General features: G+C 39.2%; 22 protein-coding genes and 1 tRNA gene. 16 read left to right on the top strand and 7 right to left on the bottom strand.

Translation table 11 applies throughout. The annotated features are described in order from the left end of the window. The first annotated feature begins 148 nt into the window (after positions 1–148). Positions 149–2209, top strand: coding sequence for an HD family phosphohydrolase (locus AC5RDS_RS02935; RefSeq protein ID WP_118103663.1), 2061 nt, complete (start codon positions 149–151; stop codon positions 2207–2209). 18 nt (positions 2210–2227) lie between these two features. Further along, on the top strand, positions 2228–3259 hold the full coding sequence (locus AC5RDS_RS02930) for a LacI family DNA-binding transcriptional regulator (RefSeq protein ID WP_013613644.1): 1032 nt from the start codon (positions 2228–2230) through the stop codon (positions 3257–3259). Between the two features lie 53 nt (positions 3260–3312). Here AC5RDS_RS02930 and AC5RDS_RS02925 read toward each other — a convergent pair whose 3' ends face one another. Then, positions 3313–4002: a response regulator transcription factor gene (locus AC5RDS_RS02925; protein WP_013613643.1), complete on the bottom strand. Its 690-nt coding sequence runs from the start codon at positions 4000–4002 to the stop codon at positions 3313–3315. Continuing rightward, positions 3999–5165, bottom strand: coding sequence for a sensor histidine kinase (locus AC5RDS_RS02920; protein ID WP_175316028.1), 1167 nt, complete (start codon positions 5163–5165; stop codon positions 3999–4001). Before AC5RDS_RS02920 ends, AC5RDS_RS02925 begins: the two co-directional genes overlap by 4 nt. Positions 5166–5685: 520 nt before the next feature. Between AC5RDS_RS02920 and AC5RDS_RS02915 the strand changes: the two genes are divergently transcribed. From AC5RDS_RS02915 to AC5RDS_RS02865, 11 genes are all read left to right on the top strand, one after another. Next, entirely contained in the window at positions 5686–6678 is a 993-nt protein-coding gene (locus AC5RDS_RS02915; protein ID WP_172720626.1) for a BF3164 family lipoprotein, read from the top strand. A gap of 28 nt (positions 6679–6706) precedes the next feature. Next, entirely contained in the window at positions 6707–7132 is a 426-nt protein-coding gene (locus AC5RDS_RS02910) for a DUF1573 domain-containing protein (RefSeq protein WP_118404523.1), read from the top strand. 220 nt (positions 7133–7352) lie between these two features. Continuing rightward, entirely contained in the window at positions 7353–7670 is a 318-nt protein-coding gene (locus AC5RDS_RS02905; protein WP_013613638.1) for an NVEALA domain-containing protein, read from the top strand. Between the two features lie 50 nt (positions 7671–7720). Further along, positions 7721–8890 (top strand): hypothetical protein, encoded by a 1170-nt coding sequence (locus AC5RDS_RS02900; protein ID WP_013613637.1) that lies wholly within the window; start codon positions 7721–7723, stop codon positions 8888–8890. Next, the gene (locus AC5RDS_RS02895; RefSeq protein WP_013613636.1) at positions 8887–10317 is read left to right on the top strand and encodes a hypothetical protein; all 1431 of its coding nucleotides are present in this window, start codon (positions 8887–8889) and stop codon (positions 10315–10317) included. The genes AC5RDS_RS02900 and AC5RDS_RS02895 overlap by 4 nt, the downstream gene beginning before the upstream one ends. 3 nt (positions 10318–10320) lie before the next feature. Continuing rightward, a complete protein-coding gene (locus AC5RDS_RS02890; protein WP_013613635.1) occupies positions 10321–10860 on the top strand; it encodes a hypothetical protein in 540 nt (179 codons plus the stop codon). Positions 10861–11159: 299 nt separating this feature from the next. Continuing rightward, entirely contained in the window at positions 11160–13022 is a 1863-nt protein-coding gene (locus AC5RDS_RS02885) for a hypothetical protein (RefSeq protein WP_172720161.1), read from the top strand. Positions 13023–13033: 11 nt separating this feature from the next. Beyond that, positions 13034–14881 (top strand): hypothetical protein, encoded by a 1848-nt coding sequence (locus tag AC5RDS_RS02880; protein ID WP_494222202.1) that lies wholly within the window; start codon positions 13034–13036, stop codon positions 14879–14881. 280 nt (positions 14882–15161) lie between these two features. Continuing rightward, a complete protein-coding gene (locus tag AC5RDS_RS02875; protein WP_013613632.1) occupies positions 15162–16085 on the top strand; it encodes an ATP-binding cassette domain-containing protein in 924 nt (307 codons plus the stop codon). 7 nt (positions 16086–16092) lie between these two features. Continuing rightward, a complete protein-coding gene (locus AC5RDS_RS02870; RefSeq protein WP_041557632.1) occupies positions 16093–16815 on the top strand; it encodes an ABC transporter permease in 723 nt (240 codons plus the stop codon). A gap of 30 nt (positions 16816–16845) precedes the next feature. Further along, complete coding sequence (locus AC5RDS_RS02865; protein ID WP_013613630.1) at positions 16846–18336, top strand: GldG family protein; 1491 nt, start codon at positions 16846–16848, stop codon at positions 18334–18336. Here the strand turns inward: AC5RDS_RS02865 and dapA are convergent. Both dapA and AC5RDS_RS02855 read right to left on the bottom strand, forming a co-directional pair. Then, on the bottom strand, positions 18333–19214 hold the full coding sequence (dapA, locus tag AC5RDS_RS02860; protein WP_013613629.1) for a 4-hydroxy-tetrahydrodipicolinate synthase: 882 nt from the start codon (positions 19212–19214) through the stop codon (positions 18333–18335). The genes AC5RDS_RS02865 and dapA overlap by 4 nt on opposite strands. Before the next feature lies 1 nt (position 19215). Further along, positions 19216–19737 (bottom strand): DUF6913 domain-containing protein, encoded by a 522-nt coding sequence (locus AC5RDS_RS02855; RefSeq protein WP_147347711.1) that lies wholly within the window; start codon positions 19735–19737, stop codon positions 19216–19218. A 158-nt stretch (positions 19738–19895) separates the two neighbouring features. On the opposite strand from AC5RDS_RS02855, the gene AC5RDS_RS02850 reads away from it, so the two are divergent. Beyond that, positions 19896–19971 (top strand) — tRNA-Arg (locus AC5RDS_RS02850). Positions 19972–20176: 205 nt separating this feature from the next. Here the strand turns inward: AC5RDS_RS02850 and AC5RDS_RS02845 are convergent. The 3 genes from AC5RDS_RS02845 to AC5RDS_RS02835 all read right to left on the bottom strand — a co-directional run bounded on the left by AC5RDS_RS02845 (position 20177) and on the right by AC5RDS_RS02835 (position 22304). Beyond that, complete coding sequence (locus AC5RDS_RS02845; RefSeq protein ID WP_013613627.1) at positions 20177–20740, bottom strand: hypothetical protein; 564 nt, start codon at positions 20738–20740, stop codon at positions 20177–20179. Between the two features lie 25 nt (positions 20741–20765). After that, positions 20766–21881: a DUF4934 domain-containing protein gene (locus AC5RDS_RS02840; protein ID WP_013613626.1), complete on the bottom strand. Its 1116-nt coding sequence runs from the start codon at positions 21879–21881 to the stop codon at positions 20766–20768. Between the two features lie 72 nt (positions 21882–21953). Next, positions 21954–22304 carry an NVEALA domain-containing protein gene (locus tag AC5RDS_RS02835; protein WP_013613625.1) on the bottom strand — a complete coding sequence of 117 codons (351 nt, stop codon included), beginning with the start codon at positions 22302–22304 and terminating at the stop codon, positions 21954–21956. A 624-nt stretch (positions 22305–22928) separates the two neighbouring features. Here AC5RDS_RS02835 and AC5RDS_RS02830 point away from each other — a divergent pair. Together AC5RDS_RS02830 and AC5RDS_RS02825 are read left to right on the top strand one after the other, a co-directional pair. Next, entirely contained in the window at positions 22929–23063 is a 135-nt protein-coding gene (locus AC5RDS_RS02830; protein ID WP_262350180.1) for a hypothetical protein, read from the top strand. 49 nt (positions 23064–23112) lie between these two features. Further along, the gene (locus AC5RDS_RS02825; RefSeq protein WP_118113333.1) at positions 23113–23886 is read left to right on the top strand and encodes a response regulator transcription factor; all 774 of its coding nucleotides are present in this window, start codon (positions 23113–23115) and stop codon (positions 23884–23886) included. Positions 23887–24072 lie beyond the last annotated feature (186 nt).

Here is a 24072-nt window from a genome sequence, read left to right as displayed (position 1 = left end):
CAGAGCCTCAGGTTTTCTCAACAAGCACAAATGAATCCCGGCAAACTGAATGTACTTTTTTCCTCTCAAAACAAATTTCCGAAGGTTTCCGATTTTTCTCCAATAATTTCATATCTTTAGCCCTGTATAATGGCTATTGTGTACCTCTATGTCCGACAAAAAATTAAAACGTCGTTTAAATGCCTTTTTCAGATTATTGATTATACTCTCGATTTGTGTAATCACGGTATATTTATTCCCCAAAGTCGGTAGTTTCCAGTATGAATATCAAAAAGGTATGCCCTGGAGATACGAAACCCTGACGGCTCCTTTCGATTTTCCGATCCATAAAACAGAAGACGAATTACAGGAAGAACGGGAAAAATTAGTACAGGAACAAAGTCCGATTTTTATCTTAAATACGAATACGGCCGATCTGCAAACCGGTAAATTCAGGACAGCCCTGCATGCTTTCCGCAATGAAACGACTTCCGGCTCCCTGAATAAACTGACCGACCGGCTCAAAGACATCTATACGGCCGGCATCCTGCAATTGCCCGAAGAGTTGGATGCCAGGAAAGTAAAAACCATTAAAATCGTCGAGAACAATATCGGGCATACCGTAGAATTCGATCAGGTATATACCTTGAAAAAGGCTTATTCGGCTTTAAGCCAGGCTATCGACCAACTCCATTTTCCGAAATCGGTACGGGAAAATATTCTAAGCCTGAACCTGAACAACTATTTGCAGCCAAACCTGGAATTCGACGCCTCGAAAACAACGATCGAACACCTGAACCACCTGAAAAGTATCAGTCTCACAGAAGGCATGGTGCAACAAGGCGATATTATCATCACCAAGCGTGAACTGGTTACTCCCGAAAAGGTAAAGATACTGAATTCCCTCAAAACCGAATACCAGAATAATCTGGGATCTACCGAAACTTATATGCGGACTATCGGCGGTCAATTCCTTTTGGTGCTGGTAGCCCTGCTGGTATTTTCCATTTTTTTCTACTATTCCAAAAAACGGATTTTCTACAACAACCGGGAATTTATATTCCTTTACGGTTTATTTCTAGCCACCATTATGCTCGGTAGTCTGGGATATCATCAGAGTATCAATATGTTTGCGGTACCGGTATTGTTTTTCATCATCATCGTAAACATCCTGATCGGTAGCCGTTCGGCTTTGTATCTTCTGCTGAGCAGTACGCTGCTGATTTCCTACTATGCCCCCAACAGTTACATGTTCGCTTTCATGCAGGTCACAGCCGGCATTGTAGCCATATTCAGTCTGTCGCACCTGCAACGGCGTAGTCAGCTGATCCTGTCTATATTTCTGATTTTTATCACCTATACACTCGTATATATGGCCTTTATCCTGACTCAGGAAGGCGAGATCCGCGGTACCCACTTGTTTGCGCTGATCTGGCTGGCCATCAACTGCCTGTTACTGACACTTACTTACCCGGTGATCTATATCTTTGAACGGATTTTCGGTTATACCTCCGAAATCACACTGATCGAACTCTCGAATCCGAATCATCCGGCCTTGCGCAACCTGACCAAGAAAGCTCCGGGTACCTTCCAGCATTCGCTGATGGTCGCCAATCTGGCCGAGGAAGCTATTTACCGGATCGGCGGGAATCCTTTGCTCACCCGTACCGGTGCTCTTTATCACGATATCGGTAAAACATTCGATCCGATCTTTTTTATCGAAAATCAAAGCGGGGGAATCAACCCACACGACCAGTGTGAATTCGATGTCAGTGCCCAGCACATCATCGACCATGTCCGTAAAGGAGTCGAAATGGCCAAGAAGTATAATTTGCCCGAAGGTATTATCAACTTTATCCGTACCCATCACGGAAAAAGCAAGGTAAAATACTTCTACAATTCTTTTAAAAACAAATATCCTGACCGGGAAATCGACGAATCGCTGTTCACTTATGACGGACCGGATCCGGTCAGCCGGGAATGTGCCGCAGTTATGATGGCCGATGCCGTAGAAGCAGTCTCCCGTACGCTGGTCGACAAGACCGAAGAAAATATCACGAAAGTAGTCAACAATATCATCGACGGGCAACTACAGGACGGGCGCTATGCCAATGCAGACATCACTTTTAAAGACATTGCAACGGTGAAAAAGGTATTTATCGAAATGCTGACTAACATCTACCATTCCCGAATCGCTTATCCTAAACTCAAACAAGAAGAAAAAAAATAAACATTAAAACTTAGGAATATGACACAGAAAGCCATCACAATCAAAGACTTAGCAGAAAAACTAAATATCTCTGTATCTACAGTGTCACGGGCGCTGAAAGATAATCCTGAGATCAGCCAACAAACCCGTAAAACCGTGCAGGCCCTGGCCAAAGAACTGGGCTACAAACCCAATCCCATAGCAGTGGCTTTAAAGACTCACAAAAGTAACACGATCGGCGTGGTGGTGCCTCAGATTGTGAATACCTTTTTCGCCACCGTTGTCAAAAAGATAGAGGATGTTGCCGATAAATACGGATACAATGTACTGGTAGCTTCTTCCAACGAAACTTTCGAAAAAGAAAAGAAAAACATCGATATATTTCTGGCCAACCGTTGTGATGGAATCATTCTGTCTATTTCTAAAGCCACCACTTCGTACGAACATATCAAACAGATTCAGGATATGGGCGTGCCTTTGGTATTATTCGATCGGACTGCGAAAGAACTGGATGTCTCTAAAGTCGTTGCCGACGATGCCGATGCTGCTTTCAAAATCGTACAACATCTCATCCATGGCGGAGCCAGAAGAATCGCCCTGCTAACCGGCCCGGAACAACTTTCTATCGGGAAGAACCGGATGAAAGGGTATCTGAAAGCCATGACGCTGAACAAACTGGAAATCAATACCGACTACATCGTCAGATGTGAAGACTTCTCCGTAAAAGCAGCCAAAGAGGCCACTCAACGGTTATTGAATATGAAAAATATGCCGGATGCCATTTTCGGAATCAATGACGATATGGCCATCGGAGCAATCGAAGCAATAAAAGAAAAAGGATTGAAAATACCGGAAGAAGTAGCTGTTTTCGGTTTCTCCAACAGCAAACGTTCCCGATATATGACCCCTTCGGTCAGCACCATCAACCAATTTCCCGAAAAGATCGGCGAAACGGCTGCCGAGCTTCTTTTCGAACAAATCCTCGACGCCAAACATGCACAAATCCGCGAGGAAGTGATCAACAGCGAACTGATCGTCCGCGAATCCTCCGACCGCTCGTTTATGCAATAAGAACCGATATTCCCCCAATCAGCAATCTGACTGGGGGAATAAATTTCCGTTTTTTATTCTCCCTTCAAACAATATCCTGCAAATCGTTTATTTCTAATCTCTAACCCAGTACCTTCCAAGGTCTTTCTCAACTCTGATACAAGATTCCGGAGTGCTTTATCCTTAGAATCGAAGAGTATAGCTTTTCCCCAAATTCCTGCATACAACTCTTCGATCTTCACCACCGTTCCCATTTTCCGACACAATAACTTCAAAAGACAAGCTTCATTCGATTTCAGATAACGTTCTTTCCCCTTTACAACCAAGATTCCGGCATTCACACGAAAAAATACTTCGGAAGCAATCCGGTAACACTCCTGTTGTTCCCGACTTTTCACAAAACGATAATGTAAGGCCTTTAATCGGTTGGCTAATATCCCGATATCACTGCTTTTTTCCAAATAATCTTCTACACCGACCCCAAAAACATCGGTCAACCTCTCCACTTCATAATCCGAAGTAAACAACACTACAGCCACCTCCCGTTGGACCTGCTTAAATCTACGTACCAATTCCCAACCGTTTTCTTCCTTCAAGCGAACATCCAGCAGAATCATATCATACCGCTGTTCAGCCATTTTCTGCAACGCCATTTCCCCGTCAGTGGCCGTATCTACGACAAACTCCCCGGTTTGCAAGATCTGTCCGACTGCATTCAACCAGTTTTCTTCATCATCCACATATAATAAATGAATCGTTGTCATCTCTGTTTACTTTTCATGATCAAGACAAAACGGCTTCCCCCTCCTTCCCGGGTCCGGTAGACTATTCTTCCTCCATGTGCCGACATTACCATTTTAACAAAGCTCAATCCCAGTCCTGTTCCCTCCGTCCTGCGTTCCACGGAAGGCGAACGATAGCCCGTCTCGAACATATGTTTCTGATCTGCTTTCTCAATCCCATAACCATTATCCTTTACAAAAATCCATAATCTCGTCCCTTTTCGGACACATCCGACCACAATCCCGACCTCTTCTCTGGAATATTTCACCGCATTCCGGAGTAAATTCCCCAACGCACGTCCCAATTGCAAGCGATCTGCACAAATCATCGGATCTCCCTTCAGCCTACATAAAACCGAAAACCGTACTGCCTTCCGATCCGGAATCTCTCCTTCTATACTTCTCCATACTTCCTGTACCAATACCGGTAATTCAAATACCTCATAGTTCAATACCAATCCCCTCTCATTCACCAGTTTTACCGACATCTTTTTTACCAAAATTTCCAAACGTCCGATGGCTTCCTGCGCTACCCGGAAATTTTTTTGCTGTTGCGAAGTCAAACCGCTTATCCCCTCCCGGTCCACCAAACCCAAGTATGTCCCGGCAATTCCAACCGGTGACTTCATATCGTGATTCACAGTCTGAATATTCAATTCCTCATGCTGCCGGATCCGCTTTTCTTTATGTACCAAATAGTGTTGCCAATAAAAGATCAATCCCAACATCCAAGCCGAAGCTACCAAAAACAAAACCATCGGCCACTCATCATAAAGAAATACCCCTACAGGTAAACCGAAACGAGCTCTAATAATATGCTTCTCCAATAATCCCAAGGGCATGGAAAAATCCTCTTTTCCCCGGGGAATTTTATTAAACCCCTGCTTTACAGCATCGATTACCTTTCCCGTACTATCCTGTAATTCCAACATATAACTAACCGCTTCCTTATCCATCTGCCTGCAAAATGAAGAATCCAATCCCCACAACGTCCACAAAGCTGTGTCACGGATATCATACAGAGCGCAGACACTCATCTTTTTCGCCTCCATTTCCGACTTAAAAGAAAAAACAAATTTTTGTCGGTCTCTAAAAACTATGATGTGATCCAATGAAAAAGAAAGAATATTTCCAGTGTCATTCATTGTCCTTTGATTATATATATCAATATTCTTCTCAAGGCCATTTTTCAATGTCTCAATTAAATTTGTCTCTTTCTCCACGTATAGTTTTATCAAGGTACACGCCAACACAATGAAGAGTAACACCATCACCCCCCAAGATAAAATATAAAATTTACGCATCCTCATAATTAACATTCTTTTACAAAACAAAGGACAAAACTAGGACAACATAGTTATTGAATTCTTTTTTAACACCGAAGATTTACTATACGTTTGTTAGGTAAAAATAATAATAACCATGAAAACAAAAAAGAGACTAATAATATTTGTAATATTAATTACAATTTTTTCGATTCTAAGTTCAATATTTGATATAAAAACTTATCAAAATGGAAACACAATCGCGTTAAAAAATATAGAAGCTTTAGCATACGAAGAAACGATAAATCCAGAAATATTACGAATATGTACCGAAGCTCGAGGTTTCTGTGCCCACAATAGAATACAATATATAGGAATTCACATGAAAGCAGATTAAACCATGAAAAACATACTATTTTTATCCACGATCCTATTCTTTATATCATCCTGCAACGAATCCAACTTATCTGAGGTTCCTTCGGCTCATCAGATACCGAAAGCCGGTAAAGCATTACAAAGCAGTTTCATTTCCGGACTTCAATCCTGGGAAACCCGTCATGTTTCGGAAATGGTCAGTAACGGTCAGAAGATTCTCCTTAGCTATTTGGACAACAATACGACCAAGGCGATCCCATTGAATAATTCCAATAATGAAACTCCGGTAACACTATCCAGTTTCAACTTCAGGACCTCCCGGCTACTCGAACGGCATACAAGTCTGCGGACGCGATCCGGAGCAAGTGATTCTTCGGTGATACAGCTACCCGATAGTTTAAATACCTTGCGGGCTATACGGGCCGGCAATTATATTATCGCAACAGGCCTCTACACACAGGGGCGTTATCTGTTGTATGATCTGGACACAAAAACATTCGGTTTTCATTTATCCTATCCGGAACACCCGGTCTATCCGGCTCTGCGCGAGGACACTAAAGCGATTTTATACGCCAGCACCGTACTGAAAGTACGTCCCGACAACCGGTATTTTGTCTGTGGCGATATGTATAGCGGTAATCTTGAATTTTGCCGGATCACCGGCGACCATATCGATCGCATCAAAGCCTATTGCTACCACCATCCCCGGGTATATATCACCGAAAAAACGGTGCCCGACGTAGCTTATTCGCGTGATAACCGCTTCGGTTTCACCGACATCACGGTCACCTCTGAAAAAGTATATGCGATCTACTCAGGGCATACTTATCGCGAAAACCCCAGGACTTTCCAACAATGCCGCCAGCTACTGGTATTCGATTGGGAAGGCACTTTACTCGAAACTTATGCCTTGGATACACCGTTAACGCATATCACCGTAGATGTTTCTGAAAATGTTCTTTATGCTATCGGACATGAACCTCAAACTTGTCTGATGAAACTAGTTTTGGACAACTGAATCAATTCACCGATGAAAATACACAACGATGAAACCAAAAAAAATATATTGGACAGTCAGCCTGTTTCTACTACTTTTAAGTTGCATCGTTTCCGCCTTTTTCATCTTTCAGCCGGATTACGATATGCAAGCGATGAATGCGTTGCCAACGACTATCCGTTTTGAGCGGGACACCCTGCAATCAGGAACCATTCGCTACGGAGAGAAACGGAAAGTGACTTTCCGTTTCACCAACACCGGTCAGACTCCCCTCCTGCTCCGCGACGTCCGTCCATCATGCGGATGTACCGGGGCCGAATGGGAAAAACGTCCGGTTGCCCCAGGAGAAACAGGTGAAATTAAAATCACCTTCGACCCGAATTCCCTGGGTCATTTTCTGAAGAACATCGACATTGTGTGTAATATAGACAGCGGAATAATGAAATTAAAATTGTGCGGAAATGTAATCGAATAACTGCTTCAAGCACGTGATAAAAATTAACAATCAGATTACACTCCACAAGTATAATCCGACGTTTAACCCGGGAGCAAAGGACGGAGCTGACCATCTTCCCAAGCCAAATCGGTCTCCGTCCCCACCCTCCCCCTAAAAAAGAAAGAGAGGCTGCCATGTAGAAAAATTTATTTATCATTATCGCAAATAGAAAAGCAATAACCAACAAAAAAGAAAAAATATGAAAAAAAAATTATTTCAAATAGGCTTCATTCTATTACTTGCTATATTAGTAAGTACTGGTATCAATTTTAGTCTTAAAAAAAATCAATCGAATTTTAGCTTAGGAGTAGCTAATATTGAAGCTTTGGCAACCGGTGAGATAGATGTAAATATTGATTTTTCATTTAAAGAAGCAAATTATTTTTATTGCAGATGCCGAGATCTGGATGGAGGTAGTGCAAGATGTACTGGAGCTAACGCCCTCTCTTTACGCAGAAATTGTTATAAAGGATCAACAACGGTGTTATGTAAAAATTGGCAAAGTAATTGTGAATAGTAAAATTTGTTAGAAAGGAAAGTATTCCTTTCTAACTTAAAAAAAAAGTCATGAAAATATTATTTTTTACACTTATAACAATACCATTTCTAATTGCTTGTTCAAAACCAGAATATAAAAATGAACATAAAATAAACTACAAGACTATTAAAAATTTATCTTGTCAAAATCTAAAAGCAACAGGAATATTACAACTAGATACCCTAAAATTAGATGGGAAAGAATCTTCAATGGAAGGGGAGTTTTTCATTTATAATGATAAAATTGGATTCTCAGACAGAACCCTTAGTTCTATTCTGTTTTACGATAACCAAGGACATTATATAACCTCAAAATTAAGCCAAGGAAGAGGCCCAAATGAAGTGTTAGGAATCGACCAAATAACTCCTATTACAAACAACAGATTTTTCATAATGGATGAGCAATGGAATTTATTCCTTTTAGACTCTTGTTTTAGAAAAATCAATCAATATCGGATAAACTGGAATTCACAAAAATCATTAAAACAACTTTTAAAAAACCCTCAACCCGAAGATACTGGATTGTATGAGGTTGAGTACACAAAAAACAGACTTCGCCAATGGGGAGAAAATTATCTATTATTCCCAGTTAGTTCAGACACAAAATATATAAATGGTTATGAAGGTAAGAACACTGGATTATATTATAGTGAAAATTTAACTATGGCTTTATTATCCATAGATAGTGGAAAAGTTGAAAAACTAATTTGCAACTACCCTCTAATATACCAAAAACAAAAAAATCTTGTTAATTTCAAGTTTTCATTATTTGACACCTATGAAAAAAGATTTCTCTATTCTTATGAAGCAGATTCTCTTATATATTGTATGAATTTAGGCGATACAACAATTACTTCTTTTGGAATTGCAGGAAAAGACATGAATCAAAATTATAAGCAATATTTTACTTTAAATGATGCTTCACATAATTTTTCCAAGGATAGAAATAAATTCGGTTATTATCACTCAATAGTAATAGACCCACATCATGATCTAGTCTTTAGAACTTATAGAAAAGGGGAACATTCTCCTTATGATGGATTACAGGTTTACCAACAAAACTGTTTAATTGCAGATTATCAAACTCCTAAAAATTTCACATTCCTAGGATACATATCTCCTTGGTTTTATGCTTCAGGTCCATTGGATTATGATAACGAGCAAATGATTATTTACCGTTTCAATTTAAATGATTTATGAAATCAATTTTTTTATTCACAATTCTTCTGTGTACATTGGGAAATAATCTCATTTGTTTTGGGTCGAATACAAGTCCAATATCCATAAACATAAGAGTAATAGATTCTCAAAAGCAAAGGCTTCCTGGAGTATATTTATTACAAAATAGTACAAAATACTTACTTGAGACAACCAATGAGGACGGTGAGTGCATAATCAATATAGAAAATTTTAATTCTAAAGATTCTGTTCAATTACAAGCACTAGGCTATTATTCAGTTCTTATACCTATTTCCGAACTTTTGCATGACACAACAATTACACTTCAAGAAAAACAATATTTATTAACCGAAGCCAATGTAAAAGGAATTCATCCAACTAAAATTTTAAAAAAAGCAGCTAGTTATCTGAAATCTCATCCAACAGGCCATACATATTCTATATATGGTAGAGGGCTGTATATGAAAATTACAGAATGTAAAAATAAAGCAGTAGAATTACGAAAAGAATATGGTTATTTTTTTACTACCGGAAATACAAAAGCGAAAGGTAAATGGGATTTGAATTACAAATTTTCATTCGTACCTGAATACACGGCCAGAAGTTATAATTTAGAACCTAACGGTTCTGATACACTACATCATATCGCAATAAATGGTTCAGTTATAAACTACGACGCTGGTGTCCAAAAAATATTTACATTAATTAGAGCAACATTAAAATTCGGTCCTTTATTCTTTCAAAATTCCAGTTACAATTACCACTTGATCGAATATGAAAATGAAAATTACGTTTTTTCTTTTCAAACAAAAAAAGATGCATTTCCCTCCAATACACGTATTTTTTGTAATGGGACACTCACAATTTGTCAAGGACGTTTAAAAAAAATACAGTTTGATAATATTGAATACAATTTAATATTATTGACAAATCTAAAAAGGGCAAATCCCCCCTTTCTCACTCAAGCAGAAATCAGCATTGAATATGATGCTAACAATTATCCTTATATAGCATCTTGTTTACAAAAAACAATATGGAAACATAACATGAGTAATAAATTTGTCGCCATCGAAAAACCGTCAAGACGTAATCCTGCGAAAAATTGTTTACAAGAAAAAGAAGCATTTGTATGTCAAACATACAAACCAATAACTTTCCATACCAACAAACAATTCGAAAATATAATAAAATATGCAGCAATAAATCCATGTGGCAAATACAATTCTGAAATATTTCAACATCTACCAGAACCTATCCCAACGCAAAAAGCCATTCAAGAACTTAATTGCTATATGGACATTGAGCAACAATTCAATGATCATAGTAGCAAACCCTATTATCCTGAACAATATATTTTGGAATACCTTCATAATAGTAGTGATACACAATTTTTACAAAGGATTCAACACGCACAAAAGAAAATTTTTAATTTATTAAACGATAATTGAATCATGAAATTAAAATATTTTAAAATATTCCTTTTTTTTCTTTGTATTTCATGTGGTTATACAAATAAAGAAATATCTCAAATAGTAAAAGAATGGCAAAATAAAGAAATTATTTTTCCATATTCACTCCAATCAAAAATCATGGGTAAAGATACTGCATGTAATTATTTACTCAACAAGAAATATAAAATTCTTTTATATGTTGATTCCACAGCATGTACAGAATGTAAACTCCAGTTATACGAATGGTATAAATTAATTAAAGAAAGTCAAAAATATACCGATAGTTTATCGTTTATCTTTGTTGTGCAAACTCCTAATCCCAAAAAAATTGATATCATATGTAAAAAAAATAAATTCGATTACCCTATATTTTATGACAGCAAAAATAATATCAATAAAATCAACAATTTTCCAGAGCAAATAGAATATCAAACATTTTTACTTAATCAAGATAATCGGGTCTTAATTATTGGAAACCCAATAAAAAATGAAAAACTTTGGAATCTATATTTAAGAACAATAAATAATTCTGCCAAATAACTATTACTAGCCTACATAACAAAGAAATGATCGTCTTTACCAAGATACTTTTTGGAATTGGAATGAAAATTTAATAAAAAGGTATAAAATACTGGAGCCTGTTGATTTATATTGTATCTCAAATGATGCGAAAGTATTTTACGGTTAAAGGCACGCGAAGATAATTTTCAAATCCTCAAAGCTTATTTAGACAATTAAATCGCATGATAACCGATTAAAAACAATAGCTTTCATTTGGAAACGTAAAAAAACTTTTTTTTGTTTATATTTGAAATGAAAAACATAAAGGATAAAAGAATATGCCAATCAAAAGTTGGAGAACAGGCTGGATTTTCGGATGTTGCTTATTTATATGGATAAGCTGTAATCGGACAGGAAACGATAATCCCCGTCTGGAAAAAGCATTGAGTCTAAGCGGCTCTAACCGCCAGGAACTGGAAAAGGTATTACATCATTTCTCTCAAAATCCATCGGATAGTCTGTACTTAAAAGCTGCATTTTTCCTGATTGAAAACATGCCCGGTCATTGGAGCCCCTCACCGAAAGACTTTCAATCTTATTTAAAACGGCTGGATACGCTGAAAAACCTGTCACCTCTCACCCGGAAAATACTTTTGACTTATCCGGCAGAACATCCTGGTTTGTGTCCCGATTTTACACCGGTTGAGGATATCAAACAGATAAAAGCCGACTTTTTAATCCGGCATATTCGAGCCGTTTTTGCCTTAAAGACTTCCTGCCCCTGGCTCGCTCATATCGATTTCGAAACTTTTTGTGAATATCTTCTGCCTTACCGGATCGGCCGTGAAATGCCCGAAGAACTGAGCACACTCCTATTGGATTCCACCTTCCGGCAAAGCATCGAATATGCCAAATGTTACTACGACGATTGCCGGCATTCCATCCAGGCCCTTAATCAATATCTGGCAAAACAGAATTTTTCTTCCTTTCCTCCACAAAACGACAAGGAACTCTACAATCTGCTAATGTTGGACCCGAACAATACAAAAGCCTCTTTGATACAATACAGGGTTGCCGGTATTCCGGCTGCAACCGACTTTTCAGCTATCCAGCGACGCCAGGATAAAGTCACTTATTGGCTTTACACCCAAGACCCGCGGATCAATCATATCAATACGAGTTCTATAGCCAATTTACGAATCGGTAAAATCTACCGGCAAACCTTTTCCTCAAATCCCCTGCCGGAGACCAAGGAATATGTCCCTCCTTTTTTTAAGGATCCTTTCAATAAAGATGTTACCGATCTTTATCTGCATACGGCAGACATCAGTATCGATATTCCGGCAACCGTCCATACTGAGTATGCTTATCTGGCAGTTTACGATGATGTAACCTGGCAGCCTGTAGCCTATAGCCCTATCCAAAAGGGAAAGGGATATTTCAACAAACTGGGACGAAATTGTATCTATTTACCGGTATATTATCCCGATAACCGGATACAAGCTTTCGCCCCACCGTTTATACTGAACAATAACGGCCAAATTACACCGTTCCGAACTGATAAAACTCATTTGCAAGCTCTGCATATCAGGAGGTTACAACCCTATTCCGCCGAAACCGATTATATGGGATATTACCTGAAGAATGCCCGTATCGAATGCGCAGACGACAGTGTTTTTCTCCACGCTGACACCGTATTTACCATCCAGGAATCACCTTATTATTACCAGGATACCATACGCCCCGACAAGCATTATAAAAAACGCTATTGGCGGATCAGTCCACAGTTCGGAATTTCGAATCTCGCCGAACTCCATTTCTATGACTCTTCAGGCGAAGCACTTCATGGCGTTCCTATCGGTCCGGACACGACCTTCTATCGTAATCTGACCGACCACGACCCCGCTAGCAATAAGGCCATCCGGAAATGGTTCGGCTATGATTTCGGCCATCCGGTATCCGTTTCGGAGATCGTTTATCTGAACTTCAACGACGGCGAGAACATTTGTGTCGGTCACGAATACGAGCTATGTTATTTTGACGAAGGCCAATGGCAAACAGCAGGAGTAACAACCGCTACCGACCATGTCATCGAATTCAATCGAGTCCCCTCATCAGCCCTTTTTCAGGTAAAAGACAGAACCCGAAACAGAAACGGTAGCCTGTTTACTTATGAAAATGGAAAAATCAGATTTTGGTAAAACCGAACGATATGAAAAAAAAGACAATTATACTTCTCTGGTTAGTGACCGCCTATAGCTGCAGCAACTATTCTTCCCGTCTGAAAGCTGTACTGGATTACAGCGGTACGAACAGGGCAGAACTGGAAAAAGTACTCGACCATTATTCTCAAGATCCTGCCGACAGCCTGAAACTGAAAGCAAGTATCTTTCTGATCGAGAATATGCCCGGTCATTATACCTTCGGCGGTCCATACATGAAATCCTATAACGAGCAACTCGGTTTACTCAAAAATTGTCCCTATTATGAAAAAAAAATCATCCAAATGGTCCCCTTCAATCATATCGGCTATAGGCAACAACTGGATATACAAGAAGATGTCAAATACATAAAAGCCGATTTTCTGATCCATCAAATCGAACTCGCTTTTAACCAATGGCAAACCCGGCCCTGGAATGAAGGTGTCGATTTCGAAAATTTCAAGGAATATCTCCTGCCTTACCGGGTTGAAAACGAACCGCTCGATTATTGGCGCGATTCAATCTCTCCTCTGCAAAAGAACCTGGAAACCTACTCGACTTATTACGATAATTTTCGTCACTCGATCTCTCAAATCGAAAACAGATTTCGCACTTTTCTATTCATGTTAGACAAAAAAATCCCGGAACCCGATTTAAAGAATTTTAAATCAGACTGCATCCCGACCAGTAAAGCCAATTTGTTTGTATTACGGATACTGGGCGTACCGTCTGCAATCGATTTTATTCCCCATTTCGCAAATCGAAACGGTCGTCACTATTGGGCTACCGCTATCGATCCCCGAATCAACTCCACCCAGGTATATCAGGTGGGAATCTATAAAGCACCCAAAATTTACCGACGGACCTATTCACATAATCCGACAGCTAAACCGGGGAAAAGAGAATATGTTCCCTATTTTTTTCTCGATCCCTTCAATAAAGACGTCACAGACCTTTATATCCCTACTTCCGAAATCAGATTGTCAGCCCCGGGGATCAGGAATATTCGACACGGTTATCTCGCTATTTTCAACGATTTAAGCTGGCAGCCCATTGCCTGCAGCAAACCCGCCGGACAGGAGATTATCTTTCCCAAAATGGGAAAAGATATTGTCTACCTGCCGGTTCATTATACAAACAAAAAAGAAATGGTCCCCTTTGCTCCTCCTCTCATATTATACTCTGACGGAACTGTACATCCGATTATTGCCAACAAAGACTCTTTACAGTATATGAAGCTCGTCAGGAAATATCCTAACAGAGGAGAAAGCGACTATTGGTACTCCGCTTTTATCGATTCACATTTCGAAGCCGCCGACAATCCGGATTTCAAATCTCCTCATTCCATCTGCACGATCCGCCACAAGCCCGATTATCGCTATCAATTTATTCCGATCGATACCACTTTGTCTTACAGGTACTGGCGATTCGTAGCCAATGAGGCCTGGAGGGCCCATCTGTCGGACCTTCGCTTTTACGATAAGCACAAGCAAGAAATAAAAGGAAAAATCATCGGAATGGATTCGACTAAAACAAACGAACTCTTCGATCCGGACCCGCTCAGTATGTGTATGATTCCGGAATGGGTGGGCATGGATTTCGGTAAACCTGTGGCCTTATCACAAATCCGGTATCTCCCGCGGAATGATGCCAATGGGATTTTCCCTGATAATCAATATGAATTATTTTATTATGATTTCCCCCAAGGATGGATTTCTATGGGCATAAAAACAGCTACCGGCACTTACATCGAATACGACGACGTCCCCAGCAACGGATTATATTGGTTGCGCAACCATACCCTGGGACAGGAAGAACGGATTTTTACGTGGGAAAACGGAAAAGCACACTTTTGGTGATTTAAGGTGGAGGATACTGGATTTATTGCATTAAAATATTTTTAATCCCGGAGGAAGGACCTCTTCTTTACGGACTAAAAACACAGAAGGAAAACTTTAAAATCCTAAACGCTCATTTAATTTCACAAAAATAAAATTCGCGTCAATTCCCGCTTTAGCAAAATCCACAGGAAATCTGCGGTTAAAGATTGTTAAACCCTCACCGATTAGTCGCTTCCTGATTATATTTGTTACACGATAATACTTCGTGTCGAACAAAAGGTTACTAAAAAGGTGCAATATGGATGTTGTGGTTGAAAATCTGACAAAGTCTTTCGGCTATCAGAAAGCAGTAGACTCTGTGAGCTTCGAAGTCAAAAAAGGAGAGATTCTGGGATTTCTGGGACCGAACGGTGCCGGTAAAACCACCACCCTGAAGATCATGTCGTGCTTTCTATTTCCGGATTATGGAAACATCCGTATCGGTAAATATTCCATCCATAAAAACCCCTATAAAATCAAACAAATCATCGGTTATCTACCCGAGCACAATCCACTCTACGAAGAGATGAATGTGATCGATTTTCTGGATTTCATCGCCCGGGTACACAATATTCCCAAATATAAGATCATCCCCAAAGTCATGGACATGATCCGGATGTGTGGCCTGGACAATGAAAAACACAAAACCATCCGGGAGTTATCCAAAGGCTATCGCCAGCGGGTAGGATTGGCCCAGGCGTTGATCCATGATCCGGAGGTATTGCTGCTCGACGAACCGACCACCGGACTCGATCCGAATCAGATCGTCGAAATCAGGGAACTGATCAAAAATATCGGCAGGGAAAAAACGGTGATCATGAGTTCACATATCCTGGCAGAGATCGAAGCGACCTGTGACCGGGTGCTGATCATCAATAAAGGAAAAATCGTCGCTGACGGAACTTCTGCCGAACTGCGCAACAAATCCGATAAAGGCAAGCTACTGAAGATTTGTATTCAGGGCGGAGAAGACGAAGATATCTACAACGAACTGGCATTGATTCCGGAACTGGAAAACATCATTTCCTCCACTCCGCATCATTTTGAAATCCAATGTGAGCGGGCTACTGAAATTGAGAAAAAGATTTTCGATATTTGTTGCCAAAATAACTGGTATATCAGCGAAATGACTCCCGTGGAAACTCGTCTGGAAGATATCTTCCGCCAGGTAACTAAAAATTAAAATGGTTATGAATACGGTTAAAATACTCGTTCATAAAGAATTAGCCACAACATTCAATTCATGGAGTATCTATATCGGGTATACCCTGTTTTTCTGTGTTTGCGGATTTTTTTCATGGCTTTCCAGTAATAATCTTTTATACATCGGACAGGCCAATATGATGCAGGTATTCGGTATTATCAACTGGACACAGTTTTTTCTGATTCCAGCCCTCACCATGAAAAGTATTGCCGACGAAAAAAGAAACGGAACGATCGAATTAATGCTGACCAAGCCTATAAAAACAGCCGACCTGCTTTGTAGTAAATTCTTTTCCAATTTAATTATCACGACACTGGCATTGGCCCTGACACTACCCTATTATATTACGCTCTCTTTCTTAGGAGAGGTGGATCATGGAGCAGTCCTTTTAGGCTATCTGGGCCTGATCGAGATGAGTGCATGTTATATCTGTATCGGCATCTTCTCCTCTTCCTTGTCCCGTACTGCCGTATCGGCTTTTTTCATCAGCCTCGGTATCGGTTTGTGTTTCCAATTTTTATTCGGCATGTTTGCTGAACAGATCGGGACCGGCATTTTTGCAGATCTATTCAGTTATCTCTCTATGGAAGAACATTTTGATTCGTTGTCAAGAGGCATACTGGATTCCCGGGATATTATTTATTTCGGATCGGTCATCACGGTTTTTCTGGCTTTATCGAAGTTTTTCATATGTAAGAGCCGATTTTAATATTTCAATCTTTACAATGTCACGATCTGTATGAAGAAAATTATAAAAGATATTATATCCATTCTCACAGTAATATTACTCGTGAATATTTTCTCTTTTTTCATTTTTTTCCGTTGGGATTTTACCAAAACCAAACGTTATTCCCTGAGTAAAGTCAGCAAGACCAGTATCCGTAATAACGTCGAACCCATTGTTGTCGATTTTTATGTCACCGAAGATCTGCCCCAGGATACGAAAAAACTGGTAAAAGAATTCCGTTCATTGCTGAAGGAATATAAATCTCTCAGTAATGTCAGTTTTACGATAAACACCATTTACCCGGATAACACAGAAAAGGAATTTAAAGCGACCCAGGAAGGAATTATCCCGTCATTCAACGAGATCCGGGAAAGGGATCTGGAGAAAATCCAGAAAATTTATTGCGGAGCTGTATTTCATATCGGCAACAACAAGACCGTACTCCCCAACATTTCATTCAATACACCCATTGAATATGAAATTACCCGGATGTTGAAACAAGCCTCCGATACCATCAAACCCCGGATCGGTTTTGTTCGCGGACACGGCGAAACGACCCTTAACTTAATGTCGGAACTGGTCGACGAACTATCTCATCTGACGGACATTACGGTTGTAGATCTGAATCTGAACACTTATGAAGATTGTAATGTACTCTGCCTGATCAATCCCAAAGACAACTTTTCCCCCTATGAAATCGCCCAACTGGAAAAATTTCTTTCCAAAGGCGGACGGCTTTTCATCGCTTTGAATCATGCAATCGGACTGTTGGATCATCCGAACAATGGATACATCAATTCCACAGGCGTGGAAGATATGCTCGAGAAAAAAGGACTGAAAATCAGGAACGACTTTATCATCGACAATAATTGCGGGGTATGTAATTTCGAACAACAATACGGTTATCTGAAATTCCAGCGTAGTGTCAGTTTCCCGTATTGCCCGGTGATCACCAATTTCAGCAAGCATACGATTACCTACGGCCTACGGTCCATGCTACTCATGTTTGCCAGCAGTATAGAACAGATCAAAACCCCGACGCCTTATATTTTCACTCCTCTGGCACAAAGTTCCTCCATTTCGGGAGTGCAGCAAGCTCCGGTATGTTTCGATCTGGAAAAGCAATGGACCCAGCGCGATTTCAACCGTCCGCACAATATCGTCGCAGCCTTACTGACGAACGACGATAACAACAGTGCCATCGTCACCATCACCGATGCCGATTTCCTGATCAACCAGTCGGCTATCGACGGCCATACGGACAACATCACTTTTGCTTTAAATTCTATCGAATGGCTGGCAGACAATTCCGGGCTGATTCAGTTGCGAAATAAATTCACCACCTTCCCGGTACTGGAACCTGTCGGAGACACCAGCCGGGAAGTGTTGAAGTACATCAATTTCCTTTTACCGATCCTGATTATTCTGGGAATCGCCTTTTACCGATACAAACGTAACCTGAGAAAACGGGAGGACCGTTCTCATCCAGGTTATATCGATTAATGAAGTTTCAACAGTCCGATGATTTTATTATAAAGAGCGTCACTCACCGGAGTTAAAGGTAAACGCAGGGTATTTTGACGAATAATGCCGGCAGCATGTAAAGCAGCCTTTATGCCTGCCGGATTTCCTTCTTCAAATAAAGCTTTACAAAGTTCGGCCCTGTCCAAATGGATGCGACGGGCAGTCGGATAATCTCCCTGCAACGCACTTTTCACCAGACAGGCATAATCGTTCGGAAGTACATTGGCAATCACCGAGATCACGCCTTCGAATCCCAGTGACATCAGAGGCAACAACAGTGCATCTTCACCGGACAAAGCAGCGAAATCGGCCCGTTTGGATTTTAGAATAGCCGTAGCCTGATCGAAACGGCCGGAAGCTTCCTTCACAGCGATAATGTTGGGACAATCGTGTGACAAAGCCGCTACAGTCGCAGCTTCCATATTCACCCCACTCCTCCCCGGAACATTGTATAAACACAAAGGCAGCGGCGAAGCAGCGGCAATCGCTTTAAAATGTTCGTAAAGCCCCCTTTGAGTCGGTTTGTTATAACAAGGAGTTATGCTCAGTATACCCTGACAAGCTTTCAACCAGGTGGCCGTTTGAAGTTCACGGATCACCTCCGCCGTATTATTCCCTCCGATACCGGCAATCACGGGAAGACGCCCCTGATTGGCTTCGAGAATCGTATGTACCACCACCGCTCTTTCGTCGGCCGATAAAGTCGCAGTCTCTGCCGTAGTTCCCAATGCCACCAAAAAATCCACCCCACCGTCGATGACATAATTCACCAGACGGTACAGAGATTCCCGGTCTATTCGTTGCTGTTCGTCGAATGGAGTAACCAAGGCCACTCCTGTACCGATAAGTCTGTCCATGTTAGTATTTGTTTATCCCCGATAATATTACGTTCAATTTATTTACAAGGCCGAAAGGTTCGGTCACTTCGTCGATCACAATATCGGCCACTCCTCCCTCCTTTTTCATCCCTACAATACAAGAAGCCTGAGTATGTTGTAATACAAATTTGATTAATGCAGTTGTTTCCTTATTCAGATCGATAAACAAATCATATTTACAGCCCAGCATAGCGATCAAACGCCCGTTCCGTATCTTGCCACCGAATCCTAAATCAGCATTCCGTACCGCCACCCAATCATCCGTTTCCAGCATCTCGATCCCATCCGGAATAAAACACAGTTTATCCATTTTCACCCCGGCAAAATCGGATTCCAATTTCCGGAACCATTTGTTCTGATCGGTATCGGCACTCCAAAACACCAGACAAGTTTTTATCTCCCTCTTCTCCTTATACTCTACCTCCCTGGTACTGTTCCCGACACGCTTATTCAGTGAATCTTCCTTCAGACGATGAAGGAGATTGTTCAAAATCTTTTTCATACTTCTAATATTCTCAGACAAAAATAGTAATAAAATAATGATTCCCCCTGCTTTGTTATATCTTCTACAAAAAATCACTTTGTCATAAAAAAAACAACAAAAAGCTTGCACAGTATTATTTTTGTACATATCTTTGCACCGCTTTAGAGATAAGACACGGACTCGTAGCTTAATGGATAGAGCACTTGGTTACGGCCCAAGAGGTTGTGGGTTCGACTCCCGCCGAGTTCACCAGTTCAAAAAGCAAAAAATTAAACTCCTGAAAATTAAAATTTTCGGGAGTTTTTTATAGACTCCCAGGGACGGGGCAGTGGGTTACTTTTTCCCTTATCAGAATTAATTAACGCATCTATATACATGTTTACCCCAAATGTAGGTTTATAAGTGTAAATATGTATATAACTGTCTATGTTTTTTCACGATATATTACAGGGCTTGTTTATTGTGTTATGGTTTCCTTTTTTCGAATGTCACCTATTTTTATCTTATACCATTCCCACACCTGCTTATTTGTTACTGGATTTCCGATTCCTATGACATGATTCATCGAATCTAATAAGAAGGTTTTATACCGTGGATTGAAGGACAAGTTATTTTGCTTGTCCATGATTCCCAAAGAATCGTAGATGATGGGGGTACCAAACCGATTCAATTGCTGACTGACTTCAACAGGATGATAATGCTTGGCGAATACCACATAGACAATGGCAATATCTGTTTGCAAACTGTCGATTTGTTTTTGCAATCTTTGCCATTCATAGAATTTCAATTGGCACTCATGGCAACCATTTGTATCCACATAATGGAGTATTTTATACTTATGGTTTAGTAATGAATAATCTAAAGTATCTTTTCCATATATTTTCATGGTCAAATTGGATGGAAAAACAATCTCTTTTCCCATCCAATGTTCGACAACCTGTTTGATTTCTTTTTTAGAGGAAGTACATCCCATGGTTATTGACAAACAAGCTAACAGAAAATTTATTATGACATATTTCATGCTATTTGGGAGAAATTGCTTAAGTTTATTTTAGATGGTGGAAAATGAGGACAGGATTATCCGTTTCTTTTAAAGAGATTGAAGTGAATTGGTTTAATCCATATTGTTTGTCGACATTCAATGCTAATAGGGCTGGAATATATGAAATTATTTGATCTTGATATACACAAAATGCGCTATATAAGAAAGGGTATTCTGGAAAAAAATCATCACCCAGTTTTATCGTTTTCACTTCTTTTGTTGCTGTATCAATTTTTGAAATAAAGTCTTTTATCCCGGAATTTTTATAAAAAATAGAATATACAATATTCAATGTCCCTTGCGAAATATATAATCCTTTTATTCTTCTCAGAGTCTCTTTCCCTTGTAGGAAATGATATGTTTTTTCTCTATCAGTATATATGAACGGGGGAATTTGATCACTGGTATTGAATATAAAAGAGTATAAAGGTTTCTTTTCTTGGGAAGTTAATGAAAAGATTGTATGTTCGTATTGTTCACTAACCAATAAATTACTATCGAGACAATGAAAGGGGGAATATTCAAAACTGAACCCTTGATTTTTTTTAAACTTGTCTAATCGATTGATAATTTCTTTTGTTATAGGATTGTACACGACATAATTGTATAATTGATTATTTGAATAATCAGAAAATAAATAGATGGTACTATCGTTCTGAATATGAAAACAATCATACCAATCATTCACTTGTATAGTATTTTGAAAAACACCGTTGGTATCATATTTGAATATTTTCTGATTTGTTCGTGAAAGGCAATAAACATGAGAGTCATAGACCTCAAAATCGGAAATGGAAAGGTACTCTCCCGGAGCTCTTCCTTGATTGGCTATTTTATTTTGGTATTTCCCGTTATGGGTAAAAATAAAAATGGTGGCTTGTTTTTTATCAAGAATATATATATGTTCGTTTTGAAGAACTATCTTATCAATTCCTCCTATTAAATTGTTTGGAGTGGTTTCCAAAGCAATAGTGTGATAAGCATTAAAAAAATTTGTGATTTTATCCTGCCGATTAATATCTATTACAAATTTTTCATTAGCTTCTTTTATTAATTCTTTTGATATACAAGAGCCTAAAAGAATTAATATTATGAAATTGAAGAGATAGGTTACTTTCATACATTTACTTTTAATTCGTAAGTAGTATCTAACAAATTGTTTCATATTTGTTAGATACTCTGTGTATTATGATTAGAAAATAATTTCGTAAAGTTCTTTGCATTCTATGGGCGTACAGGCAAAATCACCTCCACGGCTGCAAGCTACTTGCCCGTCAAATCTTACATACCCATCTACTCCTGCACTGATTATAGAACCACCCAATAATTTGACTTTACCTTTGGCGCCAACATAAATTTCACATTGCGATGGATGACGATTGTAGTTGCAATCCAATCCGCCTTCTTCTTCTGCCAATGCTTCAATATTACCTGTTATAAGTCGAACATTTTCATTTTCTTGATTAATACTGAGATTATATCCCATTGTTCCAACAATTGCAATTACTCCAATTACAATATTTTGTCTGAATTTATTTTTCATTTCTTTTTAAATTGTTGGTTTTGAAATATTTTTATTTTACTCGTAAATCGTACATTCACCACCTTGTAGTAAATTATACTAAAAAAATCAATACATTTGCGGTCTCCTTTCCTGTATTGGAGGAACAGTGGGAGGGTGGCTATTTTGCTTTGGTAGAGTTTTTCAGCCATCCATCCTGTTTCTCCTTAGTTTAACATTGCTTATCGTTACAAAAATATACAACTTTTTTAGGGAAATCAAAAGAAAGGTATTCCCAATTATTCCCTAATGTTAAAATGTTATGAGAAGGCGGGTTAAATAGTAACGGTAAAGATTAAAAGAGACAAATTTGTCGGGATTATAAACCTTTCTTTTTACTAATGTGCTTACGGTTACCTGATGAACGGATTGTTGCTACTGAAAACTTTTTCTGTGGTTCGGAGTCAGAGAACGAAATTTTTATCTATGGAGGACAATATTGTATACAAATTAGTAGTAAGGAAGAGTTTGCCAGTATGGCAAAGAGGGCATTTACAACCGGTTGTATGAAAATGGTTTAACATAGTAGGTTGGCATTTAGTCATAACGGACATATTTTTCGTAGAATTTTGTATATTTTTGTAGTAGTTATGGAATATAGTGAAAGTGGATTTGAAAATAGCTGAAGTACGGACGTTGGGTGTTGCCCATTGGGAACATGAATTAAAAAAAGCTTATAATGTCATTAGTTGCGGCAATGAAAAAATGTGTAATGCTTTACAAGGGGGGATAAATAAATGATGAGACAGACCGGATTTGGTTTGTGACTGGTATTTGTAAAAAATGACCGATGTTTACAAAAGAAGTGTTTGTGCAGAAAACAAGAAGATGGGAAAACAATATTTATTATAAAATGGCCAAAAGTTATAGTATGTTGGGTAAAATTTTATATGCGGAAGATGATTTTCTGACACGCGAAATAGTCGGTGAGAAACTGGAAGAAGAAGGGTATGCGGTTGTATTGGCAAAAGACGGTAAGGAGGCGTGGAACGAATTTCAGCAAAATGTTTTCGATGCGGTTATTCTGGATGTAGATATACCGGTATATAACGGCTATGAGGTTGCAAGTCTGATACAGTCCGAAAATTTACAAATACCCCTGATTTTTTATAGTTCACTTACCGATGTTGAGTATATAAAAAAAGGATTTGATAATGGGGCGAAGGTGTATATTGTGAAATCGGGAAATATGGAAGAGTTGGTGGTAAAACTTAAAAGTGTCTTGCGAGACAACAGTTCCCGTTTATGCTATCTGACAGAACAGCTAAGTTTTGATACCTTAACAAATAAACTGTTTATGAAGGGCAGAGAAAAAGTTTTGTCAACTTTAGAAGGAAAAATATTAGCAGTACTATGCAAAAATCCTAACCAATTGGTAAAAAAAGACTTGCTTTTAGAAATCGGTTGGAACAGTACAGACGTAAATTGGGAAAGTCAATTGATAAAAACAATCTCCAAACTGAGAAAACTTTTAGAAGAATGTGAGGGTATCAATTTACGCAACGACACCCGAAAAGGATATTGGTTGTTGATAGATTCGACAATAAAGAGTAAGAACTGTTGATAGCAAATTTATTGGCCTATCGGGTAATTTGATTCGACAGTGATATACATATTTACACTTATATATGTAGAATTATTCTGTCGTTACTTATTCGTCTTCGGTGATCGGAATTGGCGACCCGGTCGCTTCTGTCGGTCGTCTGGCTTTTTCTATCACTGACCGGCGGAACTCCTCACTACGTTCGTC

Source organism: Odoribacter sp., assembly GCF_985060555.1.
This window is presented reverse-complemented; position numbering and strand designations above follow the sequence as displayed.

What these genes read in the sequence shown, in the direction of transcription:
- dapA (WP_013613629.1), bottom strand. Translation starts at nt 19,214, where the DNA reads ATGGACAGACTTATCGGTACAGGAGTGGCCTTGGTTACTCCATTCGAC.
- AC5RDS_RS02910 (WP_118404523.1), top strand. Translation starts at nt 6,707, where the DNA reads ATGAAACCAAAAAAAATATATTGGACAGTCAGCCTGTTTCTACTACTT.
- AC5RDS_RS02825 (WP_118113333.1), top strand. Translation starts at nt 23,113, where the DNA reads ATGTTTACAAAAGAAGTGTTTGTGCAGAAAACAAGAAGATGGGAAAAC.
- AC5RDS_RS02845 (WP_013613627.1), bottom strand. Translation starts at nt 20,740, where the DNA reads ATGAAATATGTCATAATAAATTTTCTGTTAGCTTGTTTGTCAATAACC.
- AC5RDS_RS02915 (WP_172720626.1), top strand. Translation starts at nt 5,686, where the DNA reads ATGAAAAACATACTATTTTTATCCACGATCCTATTCTTTATATCATCC.
- AC5RDS_RS02840 (WP_013613626.1), bottom strand. Translation starts at nt 21,881, where the DNA reads ATGAAAGTAACCTATCTCTTCAATTTCATAATATTAATTCTTTTAGGC.
- AC5RDS_RS02885 (WP_172720161.1), top strand. Translation starts at nt 11,160, where the DNA reads ATGCCAATCAAAAGTTGGAGAACAGGCTGGATTTTCGGATGTTGCTTA.
- AC5RDS_RS02835 (WP_013613625.1), bottom strand. Translation starts at nt 22,304, where the DNA reads ATGAAAAATAAATTCAGACAAAATATTGTAATTGGAGTAATTGCAATT.
- AC5RDS_RS02875 (WP_013613632.1), top strand. Translation starts at nt 15,162, where the DNA reads ATGGATGTTGTGGTTGAAAATCTGACAAAGTCTTTCGGCTATCAGAAA.
- AC5RDS_RS02905 (WP_013613638.1), top strand. Translation starts at nt 7,353, where the DNA reads ATGAAAAAAAAATTATTTCAAATAGGCTTCATTCTATTACTTGCTATA.
- AC5RDS_RS02890 (WP_013613635.1), top strand. Translation starts at nt 10,321, where the DNA reads ATGAAATTAAAATATTTTAAAATATTCCTTTTTTTTCTTTGTATTTCA.
- AC5RDS_RS02930 (WP_013613644.1), top strand. Translation starts at nt 2,228, where the DNA reads ATGACACAGAAAGCCATCACAATCAAAGACTTAGCAGAAAAACTAAAT.
- AC5RDS_RS02920 (WP_175316028.1), bottom strand. Translation starts at nt 5,165, where the DNA reads ATGAATGACACTGGAAATATTCTTTCTTTTTCATTGGATCACATCATA.
- AC5RDS_RS02895 (WP_013613636.1), top strand. Translation starts at nt 8,887, where the DNA reads ATGAAATCAATTTTTTTATTCACAATTCTTCTGTGTACATTGGGAAAT.
- AC5RDS_RS02870 (WP_041557632.1), top strand. Translation starts at nt 16,093, where the DNA reads ATGAATACGGTTAAAATACTCGTTCATAAAGAATTAGCCACAACATTC.
- AC5RDS_RS02880 (WP_494222202.1), top strand. Translation starts at nt 13,034, where the DNA reads ATGAAAAAAAAGACAATTATACTTCTCTGGTTAGTGACCGCCTATAGC.
- AC5RDS_RS02925 (WP_013613643.1), bottom strand. Translation starts at nt 4,002, where the DNA reads ATGACAACGATTCATTTATTATATGTGGATGATGAAGAAAACTGGTTG.
- AC5RDS_RS02865 (WP_013613630.1), top strand. Translation starts at nt 16,846, where the DNA reads ATGAAGAAAATTATAAAAGATATTATATCCATTCTCACAGTAATATTA.
- AC5RDS_RS02935 (WP_118103663.1), top strand. Translation starts at nt 149, where the DNA reads ATGTCCGACAAAAAATTAAAACGTCGTTTAAATGCCTTTTTCAGATTA.
- AC5RDS_RS02855 (WP_147347711.1), bottom strand. Translation starts at nt 19,737, where the DNA reads ATGAAAAAGATTTTGAACAATCTCCTTCATCGTCTGAAGGAAGATTCA.
- AC5RDS_RS02900 (WP_013613637.1), top strand. Translation starts at nt 7,721, where the DNA reads ATGAAAATATTATTTTTTACACTTATAACAATACCATTTCTAATTGCT.